Source organism: Yinghuangia seranimata (assembly GCF_029953285.1).
GTDB lineage: Bacteria > Actinomycetota > Actinomycetes > Streptomycetales > Streptomycetaceae > Yinghuangia > Yinghuangia seranimata.
This window is the reverse complement of sequence record NZ_JASAOI010000014.1, coordinates 210334-234953: the sequence shown is the minus strand read 5'-3', so window position 1 is coordinate 234953 and position 24620 is coordinate 210334. Positions and strand designations below refer to the sequence as shown.

The 24620-nt window shown below is 73.1% G+C and carries 20 protein-coding genes; 15 read left to right on the top strand and 5 right to left on the bottom strand.

The features are described from left to right. Positions 1-2: 2 nt before the first annotated feature. Entirely contained in the window at positions 3-563 is a 561-nt protein-coding gene (locus tag QI554_RS10735; RefSeq protein WP_281468511.1) for a DUF937 domain-containing protein, read from the bottom strand. A 952-nt stretch (positions 564-1515) separates the two neighbouring features. Between QI554_RS10735 and QI554_RS10730 the strand changes: the two genes are divergently transcribed. The 5 genes from QI554_RS10730 to QI554_RS10710 all read left to right on the top strand — a co-directional run bounded on the left by QI554_RS10730 (position 1516) and on the right by QI554_RS10710 (position 9770). Further along, on the top strand, positions 1516-2316 hold the full coding sequence (locus QI554_RS10730; protein ID WP_343230776.1) for a peptidylprolyl isomerase: 801 nt from the start codon (positions 1516-1518) through the stop codon (positions 2314-2316). A 107-nt stretch (positions 2317-2423) separates the two neighbouring features. Next, positions 2424-3545 (top strand): AAA family ATPase, encoded by a 1122-nt coding sequence (locus tag QI554_RS10725; protein WP_281468507.1) that lies wholly within the window; start codon positions 2424-2426, stop codon positions 3543-3545. Beyond that, the gene (locus QI554_RS10720) at positions 3542-4126 is read left to right on the top strand and encodes a bpX5 domain-containing protein (RefSeq protein ID WP_281468503.1); all 585 of its coding nucleotides are present in this window, start codon (positions 3542-3544) and stop codon (positions 4124-4126) included. The genes QI554_RS10725 and QI554_RS10720 overlap by 4 nt, the downstream gene beginning before the upstream one ends. After that, entirely contained in the window at positions 4123-5880 is a 1758-nt protein-coding gene (locus tag QI554_RS10715; RefSeq protein ID WP_281468501.1) for a hypothetical protein, read from the top strand. The genes QI554_RS10720 and QI554_RS10715 overlap by 4 nt, the downstream gene beginning before the upstream one ends. Continuing rightward, positions 5877-9770, top strand: coding sequence for a bpX6 domain-containing protein (locus QI554_RS10710; RefSeq protein WP_281468499.1), 3894 nt, complete (start codon positions 5877-5879; stop codon positions 9768-9770). The genes QI554_RS10715 and QI554_RS10710 overlap by 4 nt, the downstream gene beginning before the upstream one ends. A gap of 405 nt (positions 9771-10175) precedes the next feature. Here QI554_RS10710 and lpdA read toward each other — a convergent pair whose 3' ends face one another. From lpdA to QI554_RS10690, 4 genes are all read right to left on the bottom strand, one after another. Then, on the bottom strand, positions 10176-11582 hold the full coding sequence (gene lpdA / locus QI554_RS10705; protein WP_281468497.1) for a dihydrolipoyl dehydrogenase: 1407 nt from the start codon (positions 11580-11582) through the stop codon (positions 10176-10178). A gap of 153 nt (positions 11583-11735) precedes the next feature. Beyond that, positions 11736-12476: a decaprenylphospho-beta-D-erythro-pentofuranosid-2-ulose 2-reductase gene (dprE2, locus tag QI554_RS10700; protein WP_281468494.1), complete on the bottom strand. Its 741-nt coding sequence runs from the start codon at positions 12474-12476 to the stop codon at positions 11736-11738. Positions 12477-12603: 127 nt separating this feature from the next. Beyond that, positions 12604-13623, bottom strand: coding sequence for a L,D-transpeptidase (locus tag QI554_RS10695; protein ID WP_281468492.1), 1020 nt, complete (start codon positions 13621-13623; stop codon positions 12604-12606). Next, positions 13620-14774 (bottom strand): lipid II:glycine glycyltransferase FemX, encoded by a 1155-nt coding sequence (locus tag QI554_RS10690; protein WP_281468489.1) that lies wholly within the window; start codon positions 14772-14774, stop codon positions 13620-13622. The genes QI554_RS10695 and QI554_RS10690 overlap by 4 nt, the downstream gene beginning before the upstream one ends. Before the next feature lie 306 nt (positions 14775-15080). Between QI554_RS10690 and murJ the strand changes: the two genes are divergently transcribed. The 10 genes from murJ (at position 15081) to QI554_RS10640 (ending at position 24573) form a co-directional block, all read left to right on the top strand. After that, complete coding sequence (murJ, locus tag QI554_RS10685; RefSeq protein WP_281468487.1) at positions 15081-16805, top strand: murein biosynthesis integral membrane protein MurJ; 1725 nt, start codon at positions 15081-15083, stop codon at positions 16803-16805. A gap of 114 nt (positions 16806-16919) precedes the next feature. Beyond that, positions 16920-17996, top strand: coding sequence for an ATP-binding cassette domain-containing protein (locus tag QI554_RS10680; protein ID WP_281468485.1), 1077 nt, complete (start codon positions 16920-16922; stop codon positions 17994-17996). Further along, positions 17996-18850 carry an ABC-2 transporter permease gene (locus tag QI554_RS10675; protein ID WP_281468484.1) on the top strand — a complete coding sequence of 285 codons (855 nt, stop codon included), beginning with the start codon at positions 17996-17998 and terminating at the stop codon, positions 18848-18850. The genes QI554_RS10680 and QI554_RS10675 overlap by 1 nt, the downstream gene beginning before the upstream one ends. A 135-nt stretch (positions 18851-18985) precedes the next feature. Further along, on the top strand, positions 18986-19777 hold the full coding sequence (locus QI554_RS10670; RefSeq protein ID WP_425527950.1) for an amino acid ABC transporter ATP-binding protein: 792 nt from the start codon (positions 18986-18988) through the stop codon (positions 19775-19777). An 11-nt stretch (positions 19778-19788) separates the two neighbouring features. Next, positions 19789-20715 carry a glutamate ABC transporter substrate-binding protein gene (locus QI554_RS10665; RefSeq protein WP_281468482.1) on the top strand — a complete coding sequence of 309 codons (927 nt, stop codon included), beginning with the start codon at positions 19789-19791 and terminating at the stop codon, positions 20713-20715. 28 nt (positions 20716-20743) lie between these two features. After that, positions 20744-21388 carry an amino acid ABC transporter permease gene (locus QI554_RS10660; RefSeq protein WP_281468480.1) on the top strand — a complete coding sequence of 215 codons (645 nt, stop codon included), beginning with the start codon at positions 20744-20746 and terminating at the stop codon, positions 21386-21388. Further along, positions 21385-22266, top strand: coding sequence for an amino acid ABC transporter permease (locus QI554_RS10655; protein WP_281468478.1), 882 nt, complete (start codon positions 21385-21387; stop codon positions 22264-22266). The genes QI554_RS10660 and QI554_RS10655 overlap by 4 nt, the downstream gene beginning before the upstream one ends. Before the next feature lie 85 nt (positions 22267-22351). After that, positions 22352-22579: a hypothetical protein gene (locus QI554_RS10650; protein WP_281468475.1), complete on the top strand. Its 228-nt coding sequence runs from the start codon at positions 22352-22354 to the stop codon at positions 22577-22579. 246 nt (positions 22580-22825) lie between these two features. Next, positions 22826-23314, top strand: a complete 489-nt coding sequence (locus QI554_RS10645; protein WP_281468473.1) for a GtrA domain-containing protein — start codon at positions 22826-22828, stop codon at positions 23312-23314. 152 nt (positions 23315-23466) lie between these two features. Continuing rightward, the gene (locus tag QI554_RS10640; protein WP_281468471.1) at positions 23467-24573 is read left to right on the top strand and encodes a WD40/YVTN/BNR-like repeat-containing protein; all 1107 of its coding nucleotides are present in this window, start codon (positions 23467-23469) and stop codon (positions 24571-24573) included. Positions 24574-24620: the final 47 nt, after the last annotated feature.

Below are 24620 nucleotides of genomic sequence, written 5' to 3'. Positions count from 1 at the left end.
CGTCAGCGGCGTACCGCGGCGACAACGCGGTCGACCAGGCCCGCGAGGCCGTGGCGACTGGGCCTCTGCGGCACGGCGGCCTCGGTCGCGATCGCCCCGCTGACGTCGAACGCCCCGACACCCTTGCCGGCGCTGCGGGCCTTGAGGCGCTTCGCGAGCACCCCGATGACCACCGGGAGCAGCATCTCGGCGAGGGTGACCGCCACACGGACCGGAATGCCGGTCTTCTTCGCGATCCGCCGCGCGGCCGGGCCGGCGACCCGGCGGATCACCAGCGCGAGGATGCCGCCCTTGATCCCGGCCAACGCCGAGCCCCGGCGCGTCCCACCAGTGGCCGCGCCGCCGGACACGGGCATGGCCTCGTTGATGGCCCCGGCGACGCGGGTGGCCTCGGTGCGGTTGCGGTGGGCATCGTCCGCCAGCGCGGTCGCGATCGGCGTGACGGAGTCCTGAACGATGCGCCGCGCGGCAGGTTGGTCGACGCCGAGCACTACAGCAATTTTCGCCAGGCGCTCGTCGCCGAGGCGCTTGAGGACTTCGTCCGTGAGAGAGCGGCCGCGCATGACACCTCCCTGGAAGACGCGACAAAAGCCAACAAAACGCTACGCCGGACCAGGCTTGGGCGCGCGGTGACGCGAGTGTGACGCGGAGACCCCCCAATGAGGGAGTTCTGGTGATTCGCATACGTGACGACACAGTGACCAGGGGAAGGACCCTGGCGCGCGCCACGCTGGAAGAGGAACCCGGCAGCGCAACGAACCCCAGCAACAAAACCCGCCCGGAACCCCCAGCAAAACCGCAGCCCGGCGGAGCAAAGCAAACAAAGCGCGTCCACACCCCGCGCCCCTCCCGCCAGTCGCCAAGGTAGTCAGCGCGGACGGCCCGCGGGTCAAGCCGCAACCGAACCAGGCCACCTGACCAAGCGCTGCCAGGAACGGCTTGAGGCGCGGGCCGTCCGCGCGAAAATCAAAGAGCGGGAGGGGCGTCAGGCCACCGAAAGCGAACCAGGTCAGGAACGGCGCAGGTCAAGGACCCCGCCCCCGGGCGTCAGGCCACCGAAAGCGAACCAGGTCAGGGACGGTGCAGCCCAAGAACCCCCCAGGCCCTAGGCTCACCCCGGCGGTGATCGCCTTAGCGACAGTGCGAAACATGGGAGGCCAGGGCGTGGTCGACGACCAGGGTTCAACGGGTCAGCCGGGCTGGAATTCAGGACCGGGCGTGCCGCCGCCCCCGGGCGGCCAGCCGCCCCACCCCCCGAACCCCTGGGGCCCGCCGCAAGGCGGCCAGCCCCCGCACACACCCCCGCAACCCCCACAAGCGCCCCCGCAAACACCTCCGCAAACACCTCCGCAAACACCCCCGCAACACTGGGGCCCACCCATCGGCCCCTCAGCCCTCCCCCCAATCCCAGGCCCCCCGTCGGGCCACGGCGCTCCGCCGCCCGGCGGCCCCATGCCCCCCTACGGCCCAACCCCCTTCGGCTCCCCCCAGCCGCCCCCCAACCGGCGGAACGTCGTGATCGGCTCAGTAGCCGCCGTCGTCGCCCTAGCCGTGATCGGCGGCATCGTCTGGGCGGCAACCAGCGGCGGCGACGACAAGGGCGGCTCAGCCACGGCCACCACAACAGGCACCACAAAGAACCCCACCGACGCCCCCACAACCACAACCTCACCCACGTCGACGTCGACGCTGTCCCCCTGGCCCACCACACCATCCAAGCCGTCGAACACGACCAACCCCGGAGCCGCGGACCAGTTCGGCTGCACCCCGCCCACGCCCGGAACCCCCACGAACCAGTGGTTCACCTCCGCGCCGGCAATGAGCATCGACAAGGCCGCCCCGTACGAGATGGTCCTCAAGACCACCTGCGGCGACATCACCGTCGCACTCGACGCCGCGAAGGCCCCCACGACCGTCAACTCGTTCAACTTCCTCGCCGGCAAGAACTACTTCGACCACACCAAGTGCCACCGCCTCACCACCGACGGCATCTACGTCCTCCAGTGCGGCGACCCGACGGGCACCGGCACCGGAACGCCCGGCTACGCCTTCCCGGACGAGAACCTCACCGGCGCGACGTACCCCGCCGGGACCATCGCGATGGCGAACTCGGGTCCGAACACCAACGGCAGCCAGTTCTTCCTCGTCTTCAAGGACACCCAACTGCCGCCGCAGTACACCCCGTTCGGCAAGATCACGGGCGGCATGGACGTCCTCACCCGGATCGCCACCGCAGGCACCGCGGACGGTTCCGCCGACGGCACGCCCAAGGCCCCCGTCGTCCTGAACCAGGTGACAGTGGCCAAGAAGCGCTGACGATCCCCCTGACCGGATGGTCGCGGAGGGCAGCGGCTAGCCTGCTGCCCTCCGGGGGGACGACGCAGACCGCACCACCCCTGGCACGGACATCGGGGGTGGCGGGGATGCTGCAGGACGACGCGCTCGCGGTACGCGAGGCACTGGCCCGGGCCCGGGTGGGCCTGGTCGACCGCGAGGTGATCGCGGAGGTGGTCGCACTGTGCGCGGTCGCCGGCGAGCACCTGCTGGTCGTCGGCGCCCCCGGTACGGCGAAGTCCGAGGCGGTACGTCGGATCGCCGCCCAGCTCGGCGGCAGCTACTTCGAGTACCTGCTGGGCCGCTTCACCGAGCCGAACGAGATCTTCGGCCCCGTCGACCTCCGGCGGCTGCGCGAGGGCGTGGTCGAGGTCGAGACCGCCGGCATGCTGCCGGAAGCGGACGTCGCTTTCCTGGACGAGGTGTTCCTCGGCTCGACCGCGATCCTGAACACACTCCTCGGCCTCCTCAACGAGCGCACGTACCGGCGCGGCCGCACCGCCCTGCGCGTCCCCCTGCGGGTGTGCGTCGGCGCCGCGAACCAGCTGCCCGACGAGCCGTCCCTGGCCGCATTCGCGGACCGATTCCTGGCCCGGGTGTTCATCGCCCCTGTCACGGACACGCGCCTCGAGGAACTCCTGGAAGAAGGTGGGCGCGGCGCGGTTCCGGGCCCGTCCGACTCACGCACGCTCGGCGCGGTGGACCGGCTCTCCGAAGCCGCCGCCGAGTGCGAACTGACCCACGTGCGGCCGGTGCTGGCGGCGGCACTTCGGCGACTGCGCGCTGCCGGTGTGCCCGTCAGCGACCGCCGCGCGGTCCGCTCGCAGCGCCTGATCGCCGCGGCCGCGGTGCTGGACGGGCGCGGCAAGGCGGACACCACCGACCTGTGGACGCTGCCCCTGATCGCCCCGACGGCCGACGCCCAGGCCGCGGCGCGCGACGTGCTCGCGGACCTGATCGGCGAGGCCGGCAGCACGAGCCTGTTCCACGCCGCCGAGGAGTTCTCCCGCGGCGCACGGGCCCGGGCGCAGCGGCTGGCGGCCTCGGGCCGGGCCCTGCTCCAGGAGTTCGGCGACCGTCCCGAAGACCTGGACGTGCGGCTGCGCTTCGAGGCCGTCCTGCGCGAGATCGACGCGGGCTTCGCCGCCCCGGACCTGGACGTGGAACTGGGCGAGGTCCGTGACCTGCTCGTCGCGGCCGTGAAGGCATGACCGACGGCCCGCGGTGGGTCCGGCGGGAACCCCCACTCGTGGCCGCCGCGGTGGCGGCGAACGGCAAGGCGGCGGCCCGGCTCGCCGCCGGTGCGGCCCGCCGAGTGCGCGCCGGAACGTCCCTGCGCGCAGCCGCGGACGCAGACTGGCTGGTGGTGATCGGCGCCCCCGACGACCTCCCCTGGGCGGACGGGGCACGCTATCTGGGCTGGGAACACGGCGTATTGGTACCCACGACCCAGGAACCGCTCCCGGCCGCGGACCTGTGGCGCGAGGTCTTCGGCGCCCCGAACCCCGGCGACCTCCTGGTCCTGATGCCGGACCTGGTCCTGGTCGCGCCGATGCCCGTATGGCCGGCGGATCCAACCGCCCTCGAGTCGTGGAGCGGCGCAGCCAACGGCGCGCTCGACGAGCACCCACCGACCACCGACGCAGCCGGTGTCACCCGTCATGGCCCACACCCCGACGAACCGAGCCGCACGCCTAACAGCCGTCCGACCCAAAGCGACTCAGGTCTGAGCGACGATGTCTCGGTAGTGCCCCCGCCGCCCGCAGGCCCACCCGTCGGGGGAACCGCATGACGCCTCGCCACATCTCGTCAGGCCCCCGCACGCTGCCTCCCGCCCTCGCTCCCTGGGCGGCCCAACTCGCCTTCCTCGTCCCCGAGCTGGCCGTCTCGTTGGGGCCGCTCATTCGTCGGCTCGACACCGAAATGGCCTCTCCCCTCGTCGCGCCCTCCCCCCAGGGCGAGTTCGCCGGCTACGGCGGCATCACCCGGCGCGGGAAGCCCGAACTCCTCCTCGCCTCCGAGTGGGCACTGGCAGACGAGGTCGGCGACGAGTTCCTCCGCCGTGCCGTCGACGGCGAACTCCTCCACCTCGCACACGAGTTCACCGAGCCGAAGCACACCGGCACGGTCGTCGCCCTCGTCGACGCCGGGCCGTACACCGCAGGCGCCGCGCGGCTGGTGCAACTGGCCGGGCTCGTCGTGCTGGGCCGTCGGGCCGAGGCACGCGGGGCCGACCTCTGCGTGCGGGTGCTCGGGGACGAGCCCGGTCGGGAGCTCCGAGGCGGGCTCGCGGAGGTACTGGCCGGATGGGTCCGCCTCAGGCGGCCCGCCGCCTGGTCAGCGGAGGCGGTCGCGGAGGCGTTCGAGACCCTCGATCCCGACGACGAGGCCTGGGTGTTCGCTCCGCCGATGTGGACCGGAACCACCGACCGCGCCGCCGCGATCGCCGCGCGCGGGCGCCTGGTCACGGCCGTCGAGTCGGCGTGGACGGAGTCCGGCGCCTCCGCGGTCCGGGTGGCCGTCGGGACCTCGGACCCGTTCGACCTGCCCCTGCCGCCCCCCGACCTGGCGTTGCGGACGTTGCGCGGCGGCGCGTTCCGGCGCCCGTCCACCCCTTCGGAGCAGCCGTCGGACACGGCCGCCCTGCGTGGCCTCCGCGTCCCGTCGTTCACCGACGCGACGACGCGGCTGCTGCTGCGCGGCGAAGGACCCGGCGAGGTGGTGTCGGTCTATCTCCCGGCGAATCCGGGCCAGCGCTCGGGGCGTCCGCGGCGCTACCAGGTGCCGGGAACGGCCCTGGGAGCGTCGTGGATCGACCACCGGCTGGTCGTCGTCTACGTGACCTACGACAGGCTCTGCCTGTGGATGGCGGGAAGACCGTGGCCGCAGGTCACCGCGTCGGAGTTCGTCGCGGACGCGGACATGGTCGGCGTGACGTCCACCTACACCGCGCTGGCCGGTGAGCGCCCGCTGCAGCCGGTGTTCGCACTCGGCGAGGGCTTCGTCACGCGCGTCGGTACGAAGTGGGTGCGGCTGCACCCGGGCGGCGCAGAGCCGACGCCGTACCAGGCGATGGCGCCGAGCCTGCGGCGCGGCGCCGAGCCGCTGCGCACGTGGTTCGTGAACGGCCGCCTGCACGTGGCCGGTTGGCCGCAGCCGTGGACCACTGACGGGGTCAGCGGGCACCTGTTGGGCGCGGGCATGTTGGCGTGGTGCACGTCGGACCGCCGGACCTGGTCGGTCCACGAGCCCCTGATGGGGTCGGCCTCGATCACGATCGACGCCGACGCACGACCGATCGGGCTGATCCGGCACGAGGGCGCGCCGATGCTGGTCACCGTGTCGCTGCGCGGTCAGATCGAGGCGGTCGGCGCCGACTCCCGGCACGCGTTGCCGGGCTGGTCCCCGCCCACCGTCCCGACGGACGCGCCCCCGGTGGTGCATCCGACACGACCGCTGCTGGCGGCGGCGACACAGGACGGCCGGATCCGGATCGGGGAGGCGTACTCGGGCAAGGAGACGCTGGTGTTGGGGGGTTCGCAGTGACGCACGGAGAGCACGACGCGGGCGACAGCGCCGACATGAACCGCGGCCCCGCTGCAGAGACACCCACCCCGGCGGCGTCCCGCACGCCGCGTTCCGACGCCGACTCCCCCACCGCACCCACCGCACCCACCGCACCCGGTCACCCTCAGGCCTACCGCGGCCGGGTCACCGCTTCGGGCTTCCTCCTCGACCCGTCCGTGGTCGGCGACGCCGATGTCGCGGCACGTGTCCGCGCCTCCTGGCAGCCGGGTGCCGAGCTGCGTGAACTGCCCGACGGCCGGGTGGTGTTGCGCCTCCCGGAGGCCTCGGACGTCCGGGCCGAGCTGGCGCCCGGGACGCCGCTCGTCGCGTACGACGGCGCACTGGTCGTGCCCGGCCTCCCCGTCGAGGCCGGCGACGTCGGGCATGTGGTGTACGCCGTCGCGGGCGCGCGCCGTAGCGTCGCGTGGTCTTCCCTGCCCCGTGTCCCGGTGTCCCGTTGGCTGGACGTGTCCGCTCTCCCGGTGCGCCGCCTGGCGGTCCTGGACGGGCCCGCGCCGGAACCGGACGCGCTGCCGGGCCCGCCGTCGCCGGACGAGCCCGATCTGCGTGACGCCGCCCGGGTACGCGGTCGCGGCCCCCGGGCCGCGCGTGCCGTCGACGAACTCGCCGGCGACGCAGCGGGCAACCGGCGTACGCGGGTCCATTGGGGCCAGGTGGGCCTCCGCGTCGCCGCCCTCCTCGTCGCCGTCCTCGCGATGGTGATCGCGGTCAGGCTGTTCACCGGCGACGGCCTGGACGGCAAGCCGAGCGCCGCGGATTCGACGCAGGCGACGGCGACCGCGTCGAAGACCACCAAGGACGGCACGCCGACAAGCACGAAATCGAACACAGGCAAAGCCCGTTCGCCCGGCCCGCTCCCCACGGACGCGGCAGGCATGGCCAGTTGGCTGGCGGCGCAGGGCTTCACGCGCTCTCCCGGCCCCGGCGACACATCCGCGATGCCCACCGACCCGCGCGCCCTGGCGAGTTGGCTGGCCGCGCGCGGCGTCACCGTGAAGCCCGGCACGGGCGAGCCCACCACCCTGCCGACCGACCCGCGGGCGCTGGCGAGTTGGCTCACCGAGCACGGCCTCACGTCGTCCCCCGGGTCCGGCGGGACCGGGTACCTGGACATGGACGGCCAGCCGGGCAGGGTGATCGAGGACCCCGTCGTCGGTTCCTCGGACGACGGGCTCGGCAGGGGCTGGCTGCTCGCCCTCCTCGCCGCGTTCGTCGGCCTGCTCGCGCTGTGGACGTCCCGGCGTCGGCGCGCGGCGGCGACCGGGGCGGGCGCCGGGGGCACAGGGTCCGCGCGGACCCGCCGCGGCCGAGCGCACGGCGGCGACTTCGGCGCGCCGGGCGGCCCCGAGTGGGCCCCGCGCCCGCCCGGTGCCCTGAGCCGCCTCGCCAACCGCATCGCCGTCGGGGTCGCCCTCTCCTCGCCCGCGCGCGGGTACCTCGAACAGCGCCACGAACGCTACGTCCGCGAGCTCACCGACGCGTTCCGGCAGGGCCGTTGGGACGACGCGCTGCGGGACGCGATCGCCATCGGCGACGGCCCCGCGGCGGGCACGATGTCGCTGCGCGTGCCGGCCCGCCGGGTGGGACGGCTCGTCCCGACACCGCAGGAACGCCTCGCCCGGACGCAGGCGTTCGGCGATCCGACGCTGTTCGCTCACCTGAGCGAGCTGTACCGCGACGCGGGCCGCCGTCTGGAGGCCGAAGGGCGGGTCGACGAGGCCGCGTTCACGTACGCCGACCTGCTCGGGTCGCCGATGGAGGCGGTGTCGCTGCTGGAGCGGCACGGACGGCCGCGCGACGCGGCGGTGCTCGCCGAGGGCCGCCGCATGGCCCCGGAGCTCGTCGTGCGGCTGTGGTGGAAGGCCGGCGAACGGCGGCACGCGGTCGACGTCGCGCGGCGCACCGGAACGTTCGCGACGGCGGTGGCGCGTGCCGAGGCGGTGGACCTCGCGCTGGCGGCCGAGCTGCGGGCCGCGTGGGTCGCGGCCTGTCAGGAGGCCGGGGACCACATGGGCGCCGTCGAGGCGGCGTGGCCGGACCGGGCGCTGCGGGGCACGGTACGCGCGGACATCGCGGCCGGCATGACGCAGGGCGGCCAGAGGGGCGCCCGCCTGACGGCGTACTTCGCGGTCGCGGCCCCGGCGGCCGAGGCCCGCGCGGCGGTCGCGCCGCTGCTGGCGCCGGGCACCGACCCGGACCCCGACGAACTGGCGTGGTTCCTGCTGACGCTGGCCACGCTGGACGGCGCGGACCCGGTGTGGGACCGCGAGTTGGCGACGCTGGCGCTGCGCGCGCTGACCGTGCGCGCGGGCGCGTTGCGGCCGGATCCGTCGGCGCCGAAGCCGCAGTCGGGGTCGGGGTCGGGGTCGCGGTCCGGGTCGCAGTCGGGAGCTTCCACCGTCGCGGAACCGGCCATGGTTCCGGTCGACGGGGAGGCGGCCTTCGGGCGGGTCCGGGAGCCGGTGGCGGCCCCTGGTTCCGGAACGCCGGCGGCCGGGGAGGGAGGCTGGCCGGAGACGGCGGCGGGCGCGGCGCCCGGCGCCTCGGCGCTCCCTGGGCGAGGGCCGACGGAGCCGTCCGCGCGCCTGGCGCCCGAGGCGTTGCCGTCCGCCGCGTTGCTCCGACGCGCCGGCCGCAGCCCGTTCCCCGCACTCGGCACCACCGCGCTGCTCGCCCCCGCGACGCCGGGGCCGACCGACGCCGCCCCGGTTCCGCCGACCGGCGGCAACAACCCGCCCAGGAGGCGCGTCCCGCAGGTCGCGCTCACGCCGAGCCAGGCCCGCGACATCCGCTCCACGCTGGTCGGACGCGCCGATCCGCTGGTCGCCGACGACCTGGGGGCGCTGCGGACGTACTCCGCGGACCTGCCGCAGCGGACCCCGCTCCACGTCGCCGCGGCCGACCAGTCGGGCACGCTCCCGGTGTTCGACGCGGCGGCGCTGCCCGGCGGCGACGTGCTGCTCGCCCACGGTGAGGCCGGCGTACGGCTGGTCGACGGCTCGGGGCGGACCCGCGCGCGGTGGGACGTCCCGGCGCACCGCCTCGTCCTCGCCGACCACGCGGGCACGGCCTTGCTGGCGGCCGACCGGAACGCCGTGCAGGAGGTCCACCGGCTCGACCTGGCCACCCGGGCGGTGCGGTTCTGGGCGGTGCTCGCGGACCGGATCGCGGTCGACTCGTTCGACGGTGCGCAGCTGGTGACGCTGGACGGCCAGGGCGTCGCCGTGCTCGACACGACGTCGGAGCGGCCACGCGTGCTGTGGCGCGAACTGGCCCACGAGACCGCGCTGCGGCCCGGCATGCTCACCCGCACCGCCGATGCCTGCGCCGCCCTGGTGCTCGACGAGGTCCGCGGCCACCTCGAGGTGTGGCGGTGGTCGATGCCGGACTGGTCGCTGCGGGAGCGCCGCCCGGTCCAAGGGGAGCTGACGGCCGCGGCGGTGTCCGCGGCGGGCGCGGTGGTGACCGTGCGCCCGGCCTCGGAGGAGCGGCAGGCCCGGGTCATCGGCAGGCGCCGACTGCCGTACGAGGCCAGCTGGTCGGGTCCGAACGCGACGGACTGGGTACACCTGCTGCCGGAGAGCGGCTGGGGTGTACGCGCGTCGGGTGAGGTGACCGCGGTCGTCGAGGCTTTCGGCAACGAGGTCACCGCCCGCATCCGCACACCGGACGCCCCGCCCACGCCGGGCACTACCGGCACGGTCTCCGTGCGGTTCCCGGACGCCGACCCGAACGGCATCGGCATCCGCGAACACAACGGCCTGCTCACGGTATGGGACCGCACCGGCCGCGTCGTGGTGGCGGACGCCCGAGGCAACCTGAAAGCGAACTTCCGCACCCGCGCCTGACGCGCCGCCCGAGAACAACCGAGCCGACGAGCGGCCGTCGCAGCGCGGCAGAAGCCAGACGACGGCACGCCCGCCGCCCGACGGCCGCGCTGCCGACGGCCGACTCCCGCGACGCGCCGCCTCGGGCCGGGCATCAGACGGCGGCGTGCCGCGCGCGGGCAGCGTACGCGCCACGCGACCGCCGCATGCGCGGGTCCGCGTCTGCGGGGCCGCGTCTGCGGGTCCGCAGGTCCGCCGGTCCGGCCGGTCTGGTCGGCAGGTGTCGCCACTGTTCAGCGGCCAGACGAAGGCGGGCTGTCGACCACGCGTGCAAACGCGCGGTCGACAGCCCGCCTTGTCCGTCAGTGCCTCCGTCAGGCGGCGAACCGCCCTACGGGCACAGGCCAGCCCAGGCCAGAACCCACGTCACATGTTGATCATGTGCCCCGCGAGGCCGTGGATGGCCTCCTTCACGGCCTCGCCCAGGGTCGGGTGGGCGTGGACGTTGCGGGCGATCTCGTGGACGGTCAGGTCCCACTGCTGCGCGAGGGTGAGCTCCGGGAGGAGCTCGGTGACCTCGGGGCCGATCAGGTGCGCGCCGAGCAGCTCGCCGTACTTGGCGTCGCTCAGGATCTTGACGAAGCCGACCGGCTCGCCGAGGCCGTGGGCCTTGCCGTTGGCGGTGAAGGGGAACTTCGCGACCTGCACGTCGTAGCCCTGCTCGCGGGCCTGGGCCTCGGTGAGGCCGAAGCTGGCGATCTGGGGCTGGCAGTACGTGGCGCGCGGCACCATCACGTACTCGATCGGCATGGTCTCGGCGCCGCCGATGGTCTCGGCCGCGACGACGCCCATCGACTCCGCGGTGTGCGCGAGCATCAGCTTGGCGGTGACGTCGCCGATCGCGTAGATGTGCGGGACGTTGGTGCGGCAGTACGGGTCGACGTCGATCGCCCCGCGCTCGGTCAGCGCGACGCCGGTGTTCTCCAGGCCGTAGCCCTGCACGCGCGGCGCGAAGCCGATCGCCTGGAGCACCTGGTCGGCCTCGATGACCTGCTGGGCACCGTCCTTTCCGGTGACGGTGACCTTGACGCCGGCCGCGTGCTCCTCGATGGCGTCAACGCGGGTCGAGGTGAGGAGGGTGATGCCGAGCTTCTTGTAGCGGCGGGCGAGTTCCGCGGAGACGTCCTGGTCCTCGAGCGGCACGACGCGGTCGAGGAACTCGACGATCGTGACGTTCACGCCGAAGCTGTTCATCACGTAGGCGAACTCGACGCCGATGGCGCCCGCGCCGACGATGACGATGCTGGACGGCAGTTCGTTCGCGAGGATCTGCTCCTCGTACGTCCGCACCCGGGCGCTCAGCTGGGTGCCGGGCAGCAGGCGGGTGGTGGCGCCGACGGCGATGATGCAGTTGTCGAACGTCACGCGGGACGACGTGCCGTCCGAGCCGGCGACCTGGAGGGTGTGGTCGTCGAGGAAGGTGCCGATGCCCGCGTACTGCGTGATGGCGTTCTTCTTCATCAGGTAGTGGACGCCCTTGACGCGGCCGTCCGCGACCCGGCGGCTGCGCGCGTGGGCCTCGCTGTAGTCGAGCGAGACCGGGCCCTCGATGTTGATGCCGAAGCCCTTGGCCTCATGCGTGACGAGGTGCGCCAGCTCGGCGCTGCGCAGCAGCGCCTTGGACGGGATGCAGCCGACGTTGAGGCAGACGCCGCCCCAGTACTTCTCCTCGACGATCGCGGTGCGCAGCCCCAGCTGCGCGGCGCGGATCGCGGCGACGTAGCCGCCCGGGCCAGCTCCCAGGACCACCACGTCGAAATGTCCGTCGGCCATGCCGGAATCCCCTCTCCTTCTGTTCGGTGCGTGTGCGGCGCGGCCTTGTGGGCCGTACTCGCTCGCCGTCACACAGCTGTCCCACCCTGCTATCCCAACATTGCGGCCCGCGGGCCGCACAACCGGGTCTCGGGTTCGGCGGCGTGCCGCGGCTCAGCGTGGCAGCCGACGCCACAACGGGCGCGGCATCAGCCGCATTCCCGCGAACACCGGCCGCAGCGCGCCGGGCACCCAGACCTCTCCTCTGCCGCGCAGCAGGGCCTTGACAGTCGCGTCGGCGACCTGGTCAGGGGTGCTGGACAGCGGCGCGGGGTCCATGCCCTCGGTCATCCGGCCGATCACGAAGCCGGGGCGCACGAGCAGCAGGTGGACGCCGCTGCCGGCGAGGGCGTCGGCGAGTCCGCTGGCGAAGCCGTCCAGGCCGGCCTTGGCGGACCCGTAGACGTAGTTCGCGCGCCGGACGCGGACGCCCGCGACGGAGGAGAACACCACGAGGCGGCCGTGTCCCTGGGCGCGCAGCAGCGTGGCGAGGTGCGTGAGGATGCTGACGTGCGCGACGTAGTCGGTGTGGACGACGGCCAGCGCGTGCTCGGCGTCGGTCTCGGCGCGGGCCTGGTCGCCGAGGATCCCGAACGCGGTGACGACGACGTCCAGCGGTCCGTACGTGTCGGCGGTCTTGTCGAGGAACGCGCGGTGGCCGGCGACGTCGTCGGCGTCGAACTCGACGCGCACGACGTCGGTGGCGCCCGCGGCGCGGAGTTCTGCTTCCTGCTCGTCGAGGTCGGCGCTGCGCCGTGCGGCCAGGATGACGCGCTCGGCGCCGCGTCCGGCGAGGCGTACCGCGACGGCCGTTCCGATCTCGCTGCGGCCGCCGAGGACCAGCACTGTTCCCATCACGGGGACAGTCTGCCGGATTCCGGGCCGCGCGAGGTCCAGTCCGGCGTCCGGCCCGGGTGGCGGAGCGCTGTCCGGCCGCGGCGTCCCCCGCCGGACCGGCCGCTCCGGTCCGGCGGGGGCGGGGTCACTGGCCGGCCAGCGCGCTGTGCGTGGTCCAGGCCGTGTAGTCGGCGTTCCAGTCGCCGAAGCCGTTGCCTGCGGTGACGACGCTGCCGCCGGTCGAGCCGCTGACCTTGACGATGTCGCCGAGGGCCGCGCGGTCGAAGAACTTGCGGGCGTCGGCGTCGCCGAGGCCGACGCAGCCGTGGCTGAGGTTGGCCTTGCCCATCGAGGCGGCGTTCCAGGGGGCGGCGTGGACGAAGGTGCCGGACAGCGTGAGGCGTACCGCCGAGGAGACGTCCTTGTCGTACGCGGTGCCGAGGCCGACGGTCTCGGAGTTCATCCGGACCTTCTCCTGCTTCTCCAGGACGACCATGGTCCCGTTGTAGGTGGGGGTGGCCGTGGCGCCCGCGGAGATGGGGGCGGTCATCACGGTGGTGCCGCCTTCGGTGACGGTGAGCGTCTTGGCGGCGACGTCGACGGTGGTGACGCGCGCGGTGCCTATGGTGAAGGTCGTCTGGTAGTCGCGGACGAGGAAGCGGTCGTCGCCGGTGCCGACGCCGTTGAGCTTGGCGTCCATGGTGACCTTGGTGCCGGGCTTCCAGTACTCCTTGGGCCGCCAGTCGACGCGGTCGTAGCCGAGTTCGTCGGTGAGCCAGCCCCAGGAGCCTTCGGCGGCGGGCTCGGTGGTGACCTTGAGGGCGCGTTCGACGGCGGCGCGGGCCTCCTTGCCCTTGACCGGGAAGTCGAACTTGAGCGACACGGGCATGCCGATGCCGACCGTCTGGCCCTTGCTCGGCTGGATGGTGACCTTGTTGACCTTGGCGGGCGGCGCGCTGCTGGAGGGCGGCGCGGAGGGTGACGCGGGGCCCGGGGCGGGCGGGTTCGCGGCGTCGGGTCCGGGCGCGGCGGGTGCCGGGCTGCCCGACTTCGCGGCCGGTTTGCCGCCGTCGTCCGAGCAGGCGGTCGTCACTGCGAGCAGGGCCGCGAGGAGCGCGGCGACCGCGGGCAGGGTACGTCGCCGCGGGGCGCGGTTCCGGCTCACCGGCCGCGCGCCAGGTAGATCTGGAACGCCCGGTGGAGCGGCCTGTTGAGCGGGTAGACCCACTCCCCCAGGTTCTCCACGACGTGTCCACCGGTGCCGAGTTTCCAACGCAGTACTCCGAATCTACGGTCGTCGGGGTCGATGACCGGGCTGACCCCGCGCATGTCGTGGACGGGTACGCCTCGTGCGTACGAGTCGCGGATGATCCGCCACTGCAGCGCGTGGCTGGGCCGGACGCCGCGCCCCCGGTCGGCGGACGCTCCGGTCTGGTACCAGGCCCGGCGCCCGGCGCTGACGAGCGTGTGGGCGGCCAGCAGTCGGCCTTCGTGGCGGGCCAGGTAGAGCTTCATGCGCCCCGGTTCCTCGTCGTTGAGGACCCGGTACTGGCGCTGGTAGTAGCCGAGGGTGCGGCCGAGGCGGAACCCGTTGCGCGCCTCGGTCTCGCGCAGCAGGTCGAAGAACTCCGGCAGGTCGGCCTCGGTGCCGATGCCGAGCTGGACGCCGGACTTGTCGGCCTTGACGATGCCGCGCCGCCACTCCTGGTTCATGCCGGCCCGGATCTCGTCCAGGGTGCGCCCGTGCAGCGGGAGGTGGAAGACGTGCCGGGGCTGGGCGTCCTCGCGTCCGTCTCCTGAGCCGGGGCGCCAGCCGAGGGCGTGCAGGCGGTCGGCGAGGGTCGCGCCGACCGGGTCGATCTCGTCGGGGATGACCTGGTCGAGGTGGGTGCGGCCGGCCTTGACGGCGGCCTTGACCGTGGCACCGTACCAGCGCCGGTGTTCGGGCGCGGGTCCCATGCGGACGGTGAACACGCCGGCGCGCTTGAGGTGCTCGAGCAGCGGGTCGAGCCAGCGGCCGAGGTCGTGGTCGGCCCAGTCGATGACGGGGCCTTCGGGCAGGTAGGCGAAGCTGAGCGGAAGCTGCGGCACCCGGCGGTAGAGCACGAGTGCCGCACCGACTTGGCGGCCGCCCACGTCGAACCAGCCGAGACTCTCGCCGTGCCAGCCGTCCTTGACGTCGGCCCAGGACGGGTACTGGAGGAATCCGGCGTCGCCGTGTGCGGCGAGGTACGCGAGGTGGGCGCCGCGTTCGACGGGGGCGACGACGAAGGCGCCCGGAGCGTGTGCGGCGGGGCCGGTCCGCGGATTCGGCACGGCGTGCAACGTGGGTGCGGGCGGCGGGGGTTCAACGGGTGGAAGGGGGGCCGGGTACGGAGGGGTGAGCGGGGAGCGCTGCCGGATACGGGTGGCCGGGTGTGCGGTGTCACGCCGCAAAGTGACCAATTCTCCTCCTGTGTCGTCGGGACGCCTCAACCCTTCGAGTCCGCGTGATGAGTCATTCGTTGCGCGTTTTGAGCGGCTGATTTCGGATGTGTCGGATGTGCAACGCGGGGCGGTGGTGATCGCGTTATAAAAGTGGACACCCATGCCCGGAGCGGGAAATCAGCAGAGAGGGGGCGCATGACGCACGTAGGGACCGCGCCCACGCGCACGGAGTCGGCCGGGGCGGGCCGGGGTGCGACGGCGGCGAAGGTGCCCGCTCCGCGGGGACGTAGCCGGATTTCTCCGGTTCTGGGCGGTGCCGCGCTCGCGGTGGGCTCGGCGGTGTCGCGGCTGACCGGGTTCGCGCGCAGCGCGATCGTCGTCGCGGCGCTGGGCACGGGGTTGTTCGCGGACGGCTACAACGTCGCCAACACGGTGCCGAACATCCTGTACATCCTGCTGGTCGGCGGCGCGCTCAACTCGGTGCTGGTGCCCCAACTGGTGCGCGCGGCGCGGCGGGACGCGGACGGCGGGGCCGGGTACACCGACCGTCTGGTGACGGCCGTGTGCTGCCTGCTCCTGCTGCTGACCGCGGCGACGGTGGCGGCGGCGCCGTGGATCGTGTCAGCGTACGCGCACTTCACGGGCGCGCAGCGGAACCTGACGGTGGTGCTGGCCCGTTACTGCCTGCCGCAGATCTTCTTCTACGGCGCGTTCGCCCTGCTGAGCGAGGTGCTGAACGCGCGCGGCAAGCCGGGCCCGCCGGCGTGGACGCCGATCCTCAACAACGTCATCGTGATCGCGGTGTTCGGCTCGTACCTGAAGGTCGCGCACGGCGCGAACCACGCGGGCGAGGTGACGCCGGGTCAGCTGCGGCTGCTGGGCCTGGGGACGACGCTCGGCATCGTCGTGCAGGCGCTGACGCTGCTGCCCTACCTGCGCGGCGCGGGCGTGCGGCTGCGGCTCCGGTTCGACTGGCGCGGGCACGGGCTGGGCGCGCCGCTGCGGATGGCCGGGTGGGCGGTCGCCCTGGTGGGCGTCTCGCAGGTGGCGTACTGGCTGACGACGCGGCTGGGCACGACGGTGTCGAACCGCGCGGAGCAGGCCGGGATCGGGCACGGCGTCGGCTACACGGCGTACGCCAACGCGCAGTTGCTGTGGATCGTGCCGCACGGCGTGATCACGGTGTCGCTGGTGACGATGCTCATGCCGAAGATCAGCCGGGCCGCCGCCGACGGCGACATGCTCTCGGTGCGCGACTACGTGGGGCGCGGTCTGCGCTGGAACGCGGCCGCGATCGTGCCGTGCGCGTTCTTCTTCCTGGCGCTGGGGCCGCAGATCACGGCGGTGGTGTTCCAGCACGGGGCGACGACGGCGGCGGACACGCGGGCGATGGGGCTCATGCTGTGCGCTTTCGCGCCGGGGCTGATCGCGTACTCGGCGCAGCACATCGTGCAGCGCGGGCTGTACGCGCTCCAGGACGCGCGCACGGCGTTCTGGGCGAACGTCGCGATGGCGGTGACGGGGTCCGCGCTGTCGCTGGTGGCGTACTGGACGCTGCCGCTGCGGTGGTCGGTGACGGCGATGGCCGGGGCGTACAGCCTCACGCAGGTGGTCGGGCTGCTGTGGCTCGCGGTGGTGCTGCGCCGCCGACTGGGCGGTCTGGGGTCGGTGCGGGTGATCGTCGCGCACCTGATGCTCGGTGTGGCGGCGGGCTGCGCGGGGGCGCTGGCGTGGCTGGCGGCCCGGTCGTGCCGGGCCGCGATGGGCGAGGGTCCGATGGCGGCCGGGGCGGCGTTGGCCGCGGGCGCGGCGCTGTTCGGGCTGCTGGTGGGTCCCGTGGCGTGGTCGCTGCTGGACGCTCCGCGCCTGCGCCGCCGCTCGAAGGCGGCCGGCGGGCCGCTCGAGGTGCCGGACGCCTGACGCCGGGTCATCATTGCGCTGATGGGGTGTCAGCGTCCCGTGCCCGGTCATCCTTTCGGGCGCGGCCGCGCGCGCCAAGTGGCGGCCCGCGCGCGCTCCCCGCAGTGTTGACGCATGATCGTGGCGCACGGGCTGACGAAGAGGTTCGGCGAGAAGACGGCCGTCGACGGGGTGGACTTCAGTGTGCCCGGCGGCACGGTGACCGGCTTCCTGGGGCCCAACGGCGCGGGCAAGTCGACGACGATGCGGATGATCCTGGGCCTGGACCGGCCGACGGCCGGCGTGGTCACCGTCAACGGGCGGCGGTACGACCACCTCGCGGCACCGCTGCGTGAGGTCGGGGCGCTGCTGGACGCCAAGGCGATGCACGGCGGCCGCAGCGCGTACAACCACCTGCTGTGGATGGCGGCGTCGAACCGCATCCCCAAGCGCCGGGTGTCCGAGGTCATCGAGATGGTCGGTCTGAGCGACGTGGCGAAGAAGCCCGCGAAGGGCTTCTCGCTGGGCATGGGGCAGCGGCTCGGCATCGCGGCGGCGATGCTGGGCGACCCCGGGGTGCTGATGTTCGACGAGCCGGTCAACGGGCTCGACCCCGAGGGCATCCTGTGGATCCGCAACCTGATGAAGCAGCTGGCGTCCGAGGGCCGCACGGTGTTCGTGTCCAGCCACCTGATGAGCGAGATGGCGCTGACCGCCGAGCACCTGGTGGTCATCGGGCGCGGGCGGATCCTGGCCGACACCGACATGCGCACGTTCATCGACGAGAACTCCACCAACTACGTGCGGGTGCGCTCGCCGCAGCCGGAGGCGTTGCGCGACGCGCTGGCCGCGCAGGGGATGCAGGCGGAGCCGGACGTGGCCGGGAAGGGCGCGCTGCGGGTCGAGGGCGCGGACACCGGCCGGGTCGGCGACGCGGCCGGGCAGGCCGGCGTGTGGCTGCACGAGCTGACGCTGGTGCAGTCGTCGCTGGAGGAGGCGTTCATGCGGCTGACCGCGGAGAGCGTCGAGTACCACGCGGGCGTGCCCGGCACCCACGTCCCGTCGCATCCGCCGCACAACGGCGACCCCGAGCCGGGCGCGGAGCAGCCGGTCGGCGGCGGCACCCCGGGATGGGGTCCCCCGCAGCAGCCCGGGGGCTGGGGTCCGCCGCAGCCGCCGGGCGGTCCGGCCGGCACCGAGGGAGGCAACTGATGACAACGGTGACGGCGCGGCGCGGGATGGTCCCCGAGGGCGACGCGGAGCCCGAAGGCCGGGTCGGGTTCGGGGCGTTCCTGAACGCCGAGTGGATCAAGGTCCGCACGGTGCGGTCGACGTTCTGGACGCTGGTGACGATGGCCGCGCTGAGCATCGGCCTGACCGTGATGATCTGCGCGGTGGTGGCCGACAGCCTGTCCAAGGACGTCGCGGAGGCGGCGGTCACCGGCAAGCGGCTGGACGCCTACCCGGACCAGTTCGTGTTCTGGGGCATGACGTTCGGGCAGATCGCGGCGCTCGTGCTGGGCGTGCTGGTGATGTCGGCGGAGTACGCGACCGGCATGATCCGCTCGACGCTGACCGCGATGCCGCGCCGCACGCAGGCGTTCCTGGCGAAGGCGTCGATCCTGGCGGTCGTGCTGCTGGTGCTCGGCATGCTGATCGCGCTCATCTCCTACCTGGCCGGCAACCCGTTCCTGGAAGCGAAGGACATCGGAGTGGAGCTGAGCGACCCGGGCGTGGGTCGCGCGCTGATCGGCAACGGCCTGTACCTGGCGGTGCTGGGGCTGTTCGGGTTCGCGTTGGCGGCGCTGCTGCGGCACACGGCGGGCGCGATCACCATCGGGCTGGCGCTCATCTATGTCATCGGCGGGCTGGTGGGGCTGCTGCCCGGCAAGTGGGGCGAGTGGGTGACCAAGCTGATGCCCGGCAACGCGGGCGGGCAGGTCGCGGTCGCGCGCCGGTGGGACGACACGATGCTCAGCCCGTGGGTGGGGTTCGGGGTGTTCTGCGCCGAGGTCGGCGTGCTGCTGATCCTGGGGTGGTTCCGGTTCACCCGCAAGGACGCGTGACCCGGACGCCGCTCCCCCGCGTTCACCCGTACAGCCCTGCCCGCGCAGGGCCGTACGAGTGAGCGCTGTCAACCACACGGGTGTACGCCCCGGATGGCGGTCACCCGGCCGCGCGGCGCACGGCAGGGTCTTCGTGTGACCGACGCGCCAACCGCTCCGCCGCCAACGAATCCCGCGTCCGCGGCCCCCGGCGACCCGCTTGTCGTCCTCAAGGGCGTCAACAAGCACTTCGGGTCGCTGCACGTGCTGCGCGACATCGACCTGACCGTCGCCCGCAATGAAGTCGTCGTGCTGATCGGCCCGTCCGGGTCCGGCAAGTCGACGCTGTGCCGCACCGTCAACCGCCTCGAGAGCATCGAGACCGGCAGCATCACGCTGGACGGCGAACCGCTGCCCGCCGAGGGCCGCGCGCTGGCCCGGCTGCGCGCCGAGGTCGGCATGGTGTTCCAGTCGTTCAACCTGTTCTCGCACAAGACCGTGCTCGACAACATCACGCTCGCCCCGACGAAGGTCCGCAAGCTGGGCCGCGCCGAGGCCGAGCGGCGCGCCCGCGAACTCCTCGGCCGGGTCGGGCTGACCGAGCACGCGCACAAGTTCCCCGCGCAGCTCTCGGGCGGCCAGCAGCAGCGCGTCGCGATCGCGCGGTCGCTGGCGATGGACCCCAAGGTGATGCTCTTCGACGAGCCGACCTCGGCCCTCGACCCCGAGATGATCAACGAGGTGCTCGAGGTGATGCGCTCGCTCGCCGCCGACGGCATGACGATGATCGTGGTGACCCACGAGATGGGCTTCGCGCGGTCCGCCGCGAACCGCGTGGTGTTCATGGCCGACGGCCAGATCGTCGAGGCCCGCCCGCCCGCCGAGTTCTTCGCGTCGCCCGAGAGCGACCGGGCGCGCGACTTCCTGTCCAAGATCCTGCACCACTGAGGGGGCGGAGCATGCACGCACGCACCCGGCGCGGTGCGCTCGCCCGCGGCGCGGCGGCGGCCCTGCTCGTCCTCGTGCTGGGCGGCGCGGCGACGGCCTGCGGCAAGGCCGGCACGCCGCCGCCCAAGGGGCCCGACCAGGGCGCGCTGCCGGCGTACCCGGTGAACCGGGCGGCCGACGTGCCCGACTCGCCGACCTGGAAGGCCGCCAAGGAGCGCGGGAAGCTGGTCGTCGGCACCAAGGCCGACCAGCCGTACGTCGCGCAGCAGGACCCGGCGACCGGCGCCTACTCGGGCTTCGACGTCGAGATCGCCAAGATGATCGCGGCCGACCTCGGGTTCGGCCCGGACCGCGTCGAGTTCAAGACCATCACCTCCGCGAACCGCGAGACGGCGCTGCAGAACGGCCAGGTCGACTACTACGCCGGCACGTACACCATCAACGACAACCGCAAGAAGCTCGTCGGGTTCGCGGGCCCGTACTACCTGGCCGGGCAGTCGCTGCTGGTGCGCGCCGACGAGAAGAAGATCGACGGGCCGCAAAACCTCGCCGGGAAGAAGGTCTGCTCGGTCGCCGGGTCGACGCCCTACCAGCGGCTGCAGAAGGACTACCCCGACGTCCAGCTGGTCGGCTACGACAGCTACTCGGTGTGCGTCGACAACCTCATCAGCTACCAGGTCGACGCCGTGAGCACCGACGACACGATCCTCAAGGGCTACGCCGCCAAGGTGCCCGACCAGCTGAAGATCGCCGGGCAGCCGTTCTCGCAGGAGCCGTACGGCATCGGCGTGCCCCGGGGCGACCGCGCGTTCCGGCTCGCGATCGACGACGCGCTCGCCAAGTACGAGGCGAACGGCGACTGGAAGGCCGCCTACGACGCGACGCTCGGCCTGTCCGGGGTGCCCGCGCCCGCGCCGCCGCCGATCGACCGCTACTAGTCACTTCTCTGGGGCCGGGAGCCGCACGATGAACGTCCTGACGGAAAACTGGGACACCTACTGGGAGGGCTTCCTCGGCACCGTCAAGCTGACCGCGGTGTCGGCGGTCCTGGCGCTGCTGCTGGGGGTGTTCGTGGCGGCGTGCCGCGTGTCGCCGGTCAAACCGATGCGGGTGTTCGGCGGGGTGTGGGTCAACATCCTGCGCAACACGCCGCTCACGCTGCTGTTCTTCGCCGTCGTGCTGGGGCTGCCCCGGTTCGGCGTCGTGCTGCCGTTCTTCACGTTCGCGGTGCTCGCGCTGGGCTGCTACACCTCGGCGTTCGTGTGCGAGGCGGTGCGCGCCGGCATCAACACGGTGCCGACCGGGCAGGGCGAGGCGGCGCGCAGCCTGGGGATGACGTTCGGTCAGACGCTGGGCCTGATCGTGCTGCCGCAGGCGTTCCGCTCGGTGATCCCGCCGCTCGGCAGCACGATGATCGCGCTGGCGAAGAACTCGGCGATCGCGGGCGCCTTCAGCGTCGTCGAACTGCTGGGCACCTACCGCACGCTGAGTGAACTCGGCTTCAACATCGTGTGGACCTTCGTCTGGATCGCCGTCGGCTACCTGATCATCACGCTGTCGATCAGCCTGGTGTTCGGCCTCATGGAGAAGCACTGGGAGGTGGCGCGATGACCGGCCCGGTGACCGGCCCCGCGACCGCGACCGTCACGCTCGAGCCCGAGCGCAAAGGGAAGGCGAAGGTCGAACAGGCCTCCGCGCTGTACGACCCGCCCGGCCCCAGGGCGCTCGCCCGGCATCGCCTCTACGGGATCCTCGCCCTCGTCGTCTTCGCGGGGATCTTGGCGTGGATCGGCTACAAGCTGGTCGACACCGGCCAGTTCGCCGCCGACAAGTGGAACCCCTTCACGTACCAGGGCATCCAGGACCTGCTGCTGCGCGGCCTGGGCAACACGCTGCGGGCGTTCGTGTGGGCGGCGGTGCTGTCGCTGGCGCTCGGCACGGTGCTGGCCGCGGGCCGGCTGTCCGACCACCGGGTGGTGCGCTGGGCGGCCACGGCGGTCGTGGAGTTCTTCCGCGCGATGCCGGTGCTCGTGATGATCTTCTTCGTCTTCGTCGCGCTGAAGACCGAGCCGCGCGTCGCGCTGATCACCGGGCTGACGCTGTACAACGGGTCGGTGCTCGCCGAGGTGTTCCGCGCGGGCGTGCACGCGGTGCCGCGCGGGCAGCGCGAGGCCGCGTACGCGCTGGGCATGCGGAAGACGCAGGTCATGACGTATGTGCTGATCCCGCAGGGGGTGCGCACGATGCTCCCGGCGATCGTCAGCCAGCTGGTGGTGGCGCTGAAGGACACCTCGCTGGGCTACCTGATCTCGTACGAGGAGTTCCTGTACGCGGGCAAGCAGGTCGCCACGAACCTGGACTACGGCCTGCCGTTCATCCCCGTCGTCATGGTCATCGCGCCCGTCTACATCGGCATGTGCATGCTGCTCTCGGGCCTCGCCACGTGGCTGGACCGCAGGGGGCGCCGGTCGGCCCGGACGTCCGGCTGAGCGCGTCGAACAATCGGTCGGTCGCTTTCCGGATTGTTCTCCGGATTTCCGGTTATTGGTACGAAGAGTACCGATAGGAGTCTTCATGACCATCGCCGGCGGACTGGCCCTCATCATCATCGGCGCGATCCTCAGGTATGCCCTCGAGTGGCAGCCCACGTGGGTGGACCTGGACGTGCTGGGCACGATCCTCATGATCGGGGGCGCGGTCGGCCTCGCCGCCGGGTTCGTGATGACCGCGATGAGGCGGCGCCGGCAGGCGGCCGCGCAGGTGTACGAACAGCGCTACTACCGCGACCCGCCCAGCCCCTGACACGGCCGCGGCACATGTGCCGCACCCCACACCCCCGACCGGGATGCCCCGGTCGGGGTTTTTTGTTGTCCACGCCGATGAGTTCGGCACGGCGCGGGAGTCGGAAAAGGAGAAGCGCGCGGGGCATTGCGGAAAGTACCTTTCCTATATCGCCTCTAGAGTCGTGACGAACACGACGACGGGAAACCGGGCGTCGCGAGGGGCGGGCGGACAACGGGGTTCCGCCAGGGGATGAGGAGTCGAAGCATGGAACGCAGCGCGATCAAGAGCACCGTCACCGGCAACGGTCCCGTCGCCTCGTTCCTCCGCTTCGTGGCGTTCGGCGGCGGCACCGGGCTCGCGGCGAGCGGCCTCCTGGTCGCGCTGTCGGCGTACCTGTCCCTGGCGGTCGCGAACCTGGCCGTGACGGTCGTGTCGACCTACGTCGCCAACGAACTGCACAGCCGCATGACGTTCCGCAGCGGCGAGCGCGGGTGGCGGATGCACGCCAAGTCGACCGGCACGGCGGCCGCGAGCTACGTGTTCACCACCGCGGCGATGCTGGCGCTGCACGGCGTCATCGCGGCGCCGGGCGTGCTGACCGAGCAGGCCGTGTACCTGAGCGCGTCGGCGCTGGCCGGCATCGGCCGGTTCGCGGTGCTGCGGGTGTTCGTGTTCGCGGCGCGCGGGCACGAGGCCCGGCCGGTGCGGGTGCAGCCGGTGCTGGACCGCACGGCGGTCGTGGTCGCGGCCTGACGGTTCGCCCGGCCGCCCGGTCGCCCGGTCGAACAGCGTGCGGGTCGTTCACTCGTTCGAGAGAATCCGGCCGGTTCGCGTAGGCGGGTCCGGGCGGCGCGGCGTAGCGTGCGACAGGTACGGGGGTTGCCCGGACGTCCTCGGAGGCCGCCATGTCCGAATCCCTTCTGCTGGCCGTCGGAACCCGCAAGGGGCTCTGGCTGGGCCGCTCGCACGACGGCGGCGCGGGCTGGGAGTTCACCGGCCCGCACCACCCGATGACCGGCGTGTACTCGGTGCTGATCGACACCCGGCCGGCGGTCGGGGGCGGCCAGGTGCGGCTGCTGGCGGGCGTGGTCAGCGAGCACTTCGGCCCGGCTGTGGCGGCGAGCGACGACCTGGGCGCGAGCTGGGGCGAACCCGTCGTCGCGACGGTGGCGTTCCCGAAGGACACGGGCGCGTCGGTGGAGCGGGTGTGGCAGCTGCAGCCGGGCCCGCCCGCCGAGCCGGAGACGGTGTACGCGGGGGTGGAGCCGTCCGCGCTGTTCCGCTCCGGAGACGGCGGCCGGTCGTTCGAGCTGGTGCGCGGCCTGTGGGACCACCCGCACCGGCCGCACTGGGAGCCGGGGTTCGGCGGCATGGCGATCCACACGGTGCTGCCGCACCCGACCGAGCCGGGCGACGTGACGGTGGCGATGTCGACCGGCGGCGTGTACCGGACCACCGACGACGGCAAGACGTGGCACGCGTCCAACACCGGCATCCGCGCGTACTTCCTGCCGGACAACGAGTACCCGGAGTTCGGGCAGTGCGTGCACAAGATCGCGCGGCATCCGGCGTACCCGGAGCGGCTCTTCCTGCAGAACCACCACGGCGTCTACCGCAGCGACGACGGCGGCGCGACCTGGGTGTCGATCGCCGACGGCTTGCCGAGCGACTTCGGGTTCCCGATCGCCGTGCACCCGCACCGGCCCGAGACCGTCTACGCGTTCCCGCTGACCGCGGACGCGATGCGCTTCCCGCCCGAGGGGCGGTGCCGCGTGTACCGCAGCGACGACGCGGGCGGCACGTGGGCGCCGCTCGGGGACGGCCTGCCGGGCGGTGGTTTCTGGACCGCGGTGATGCGCGACGCGCTGTGCCTTGACGACGCGGCCGAGCCCAGCGTGTACTTCGGCACGCGGTCCGGCGAGGTGTACGTCGGCCGCGAGGGCGGCGCGCACTGGACGCGGATCGCCGAGCACCTGCCCGACGTGCTGTGCGTGCGGGCGGCCACCGTGTGAGCGCGGCGCCGCGGCCGCCCGCCCCCGGCGGTCCTGTGCGGCCGTGT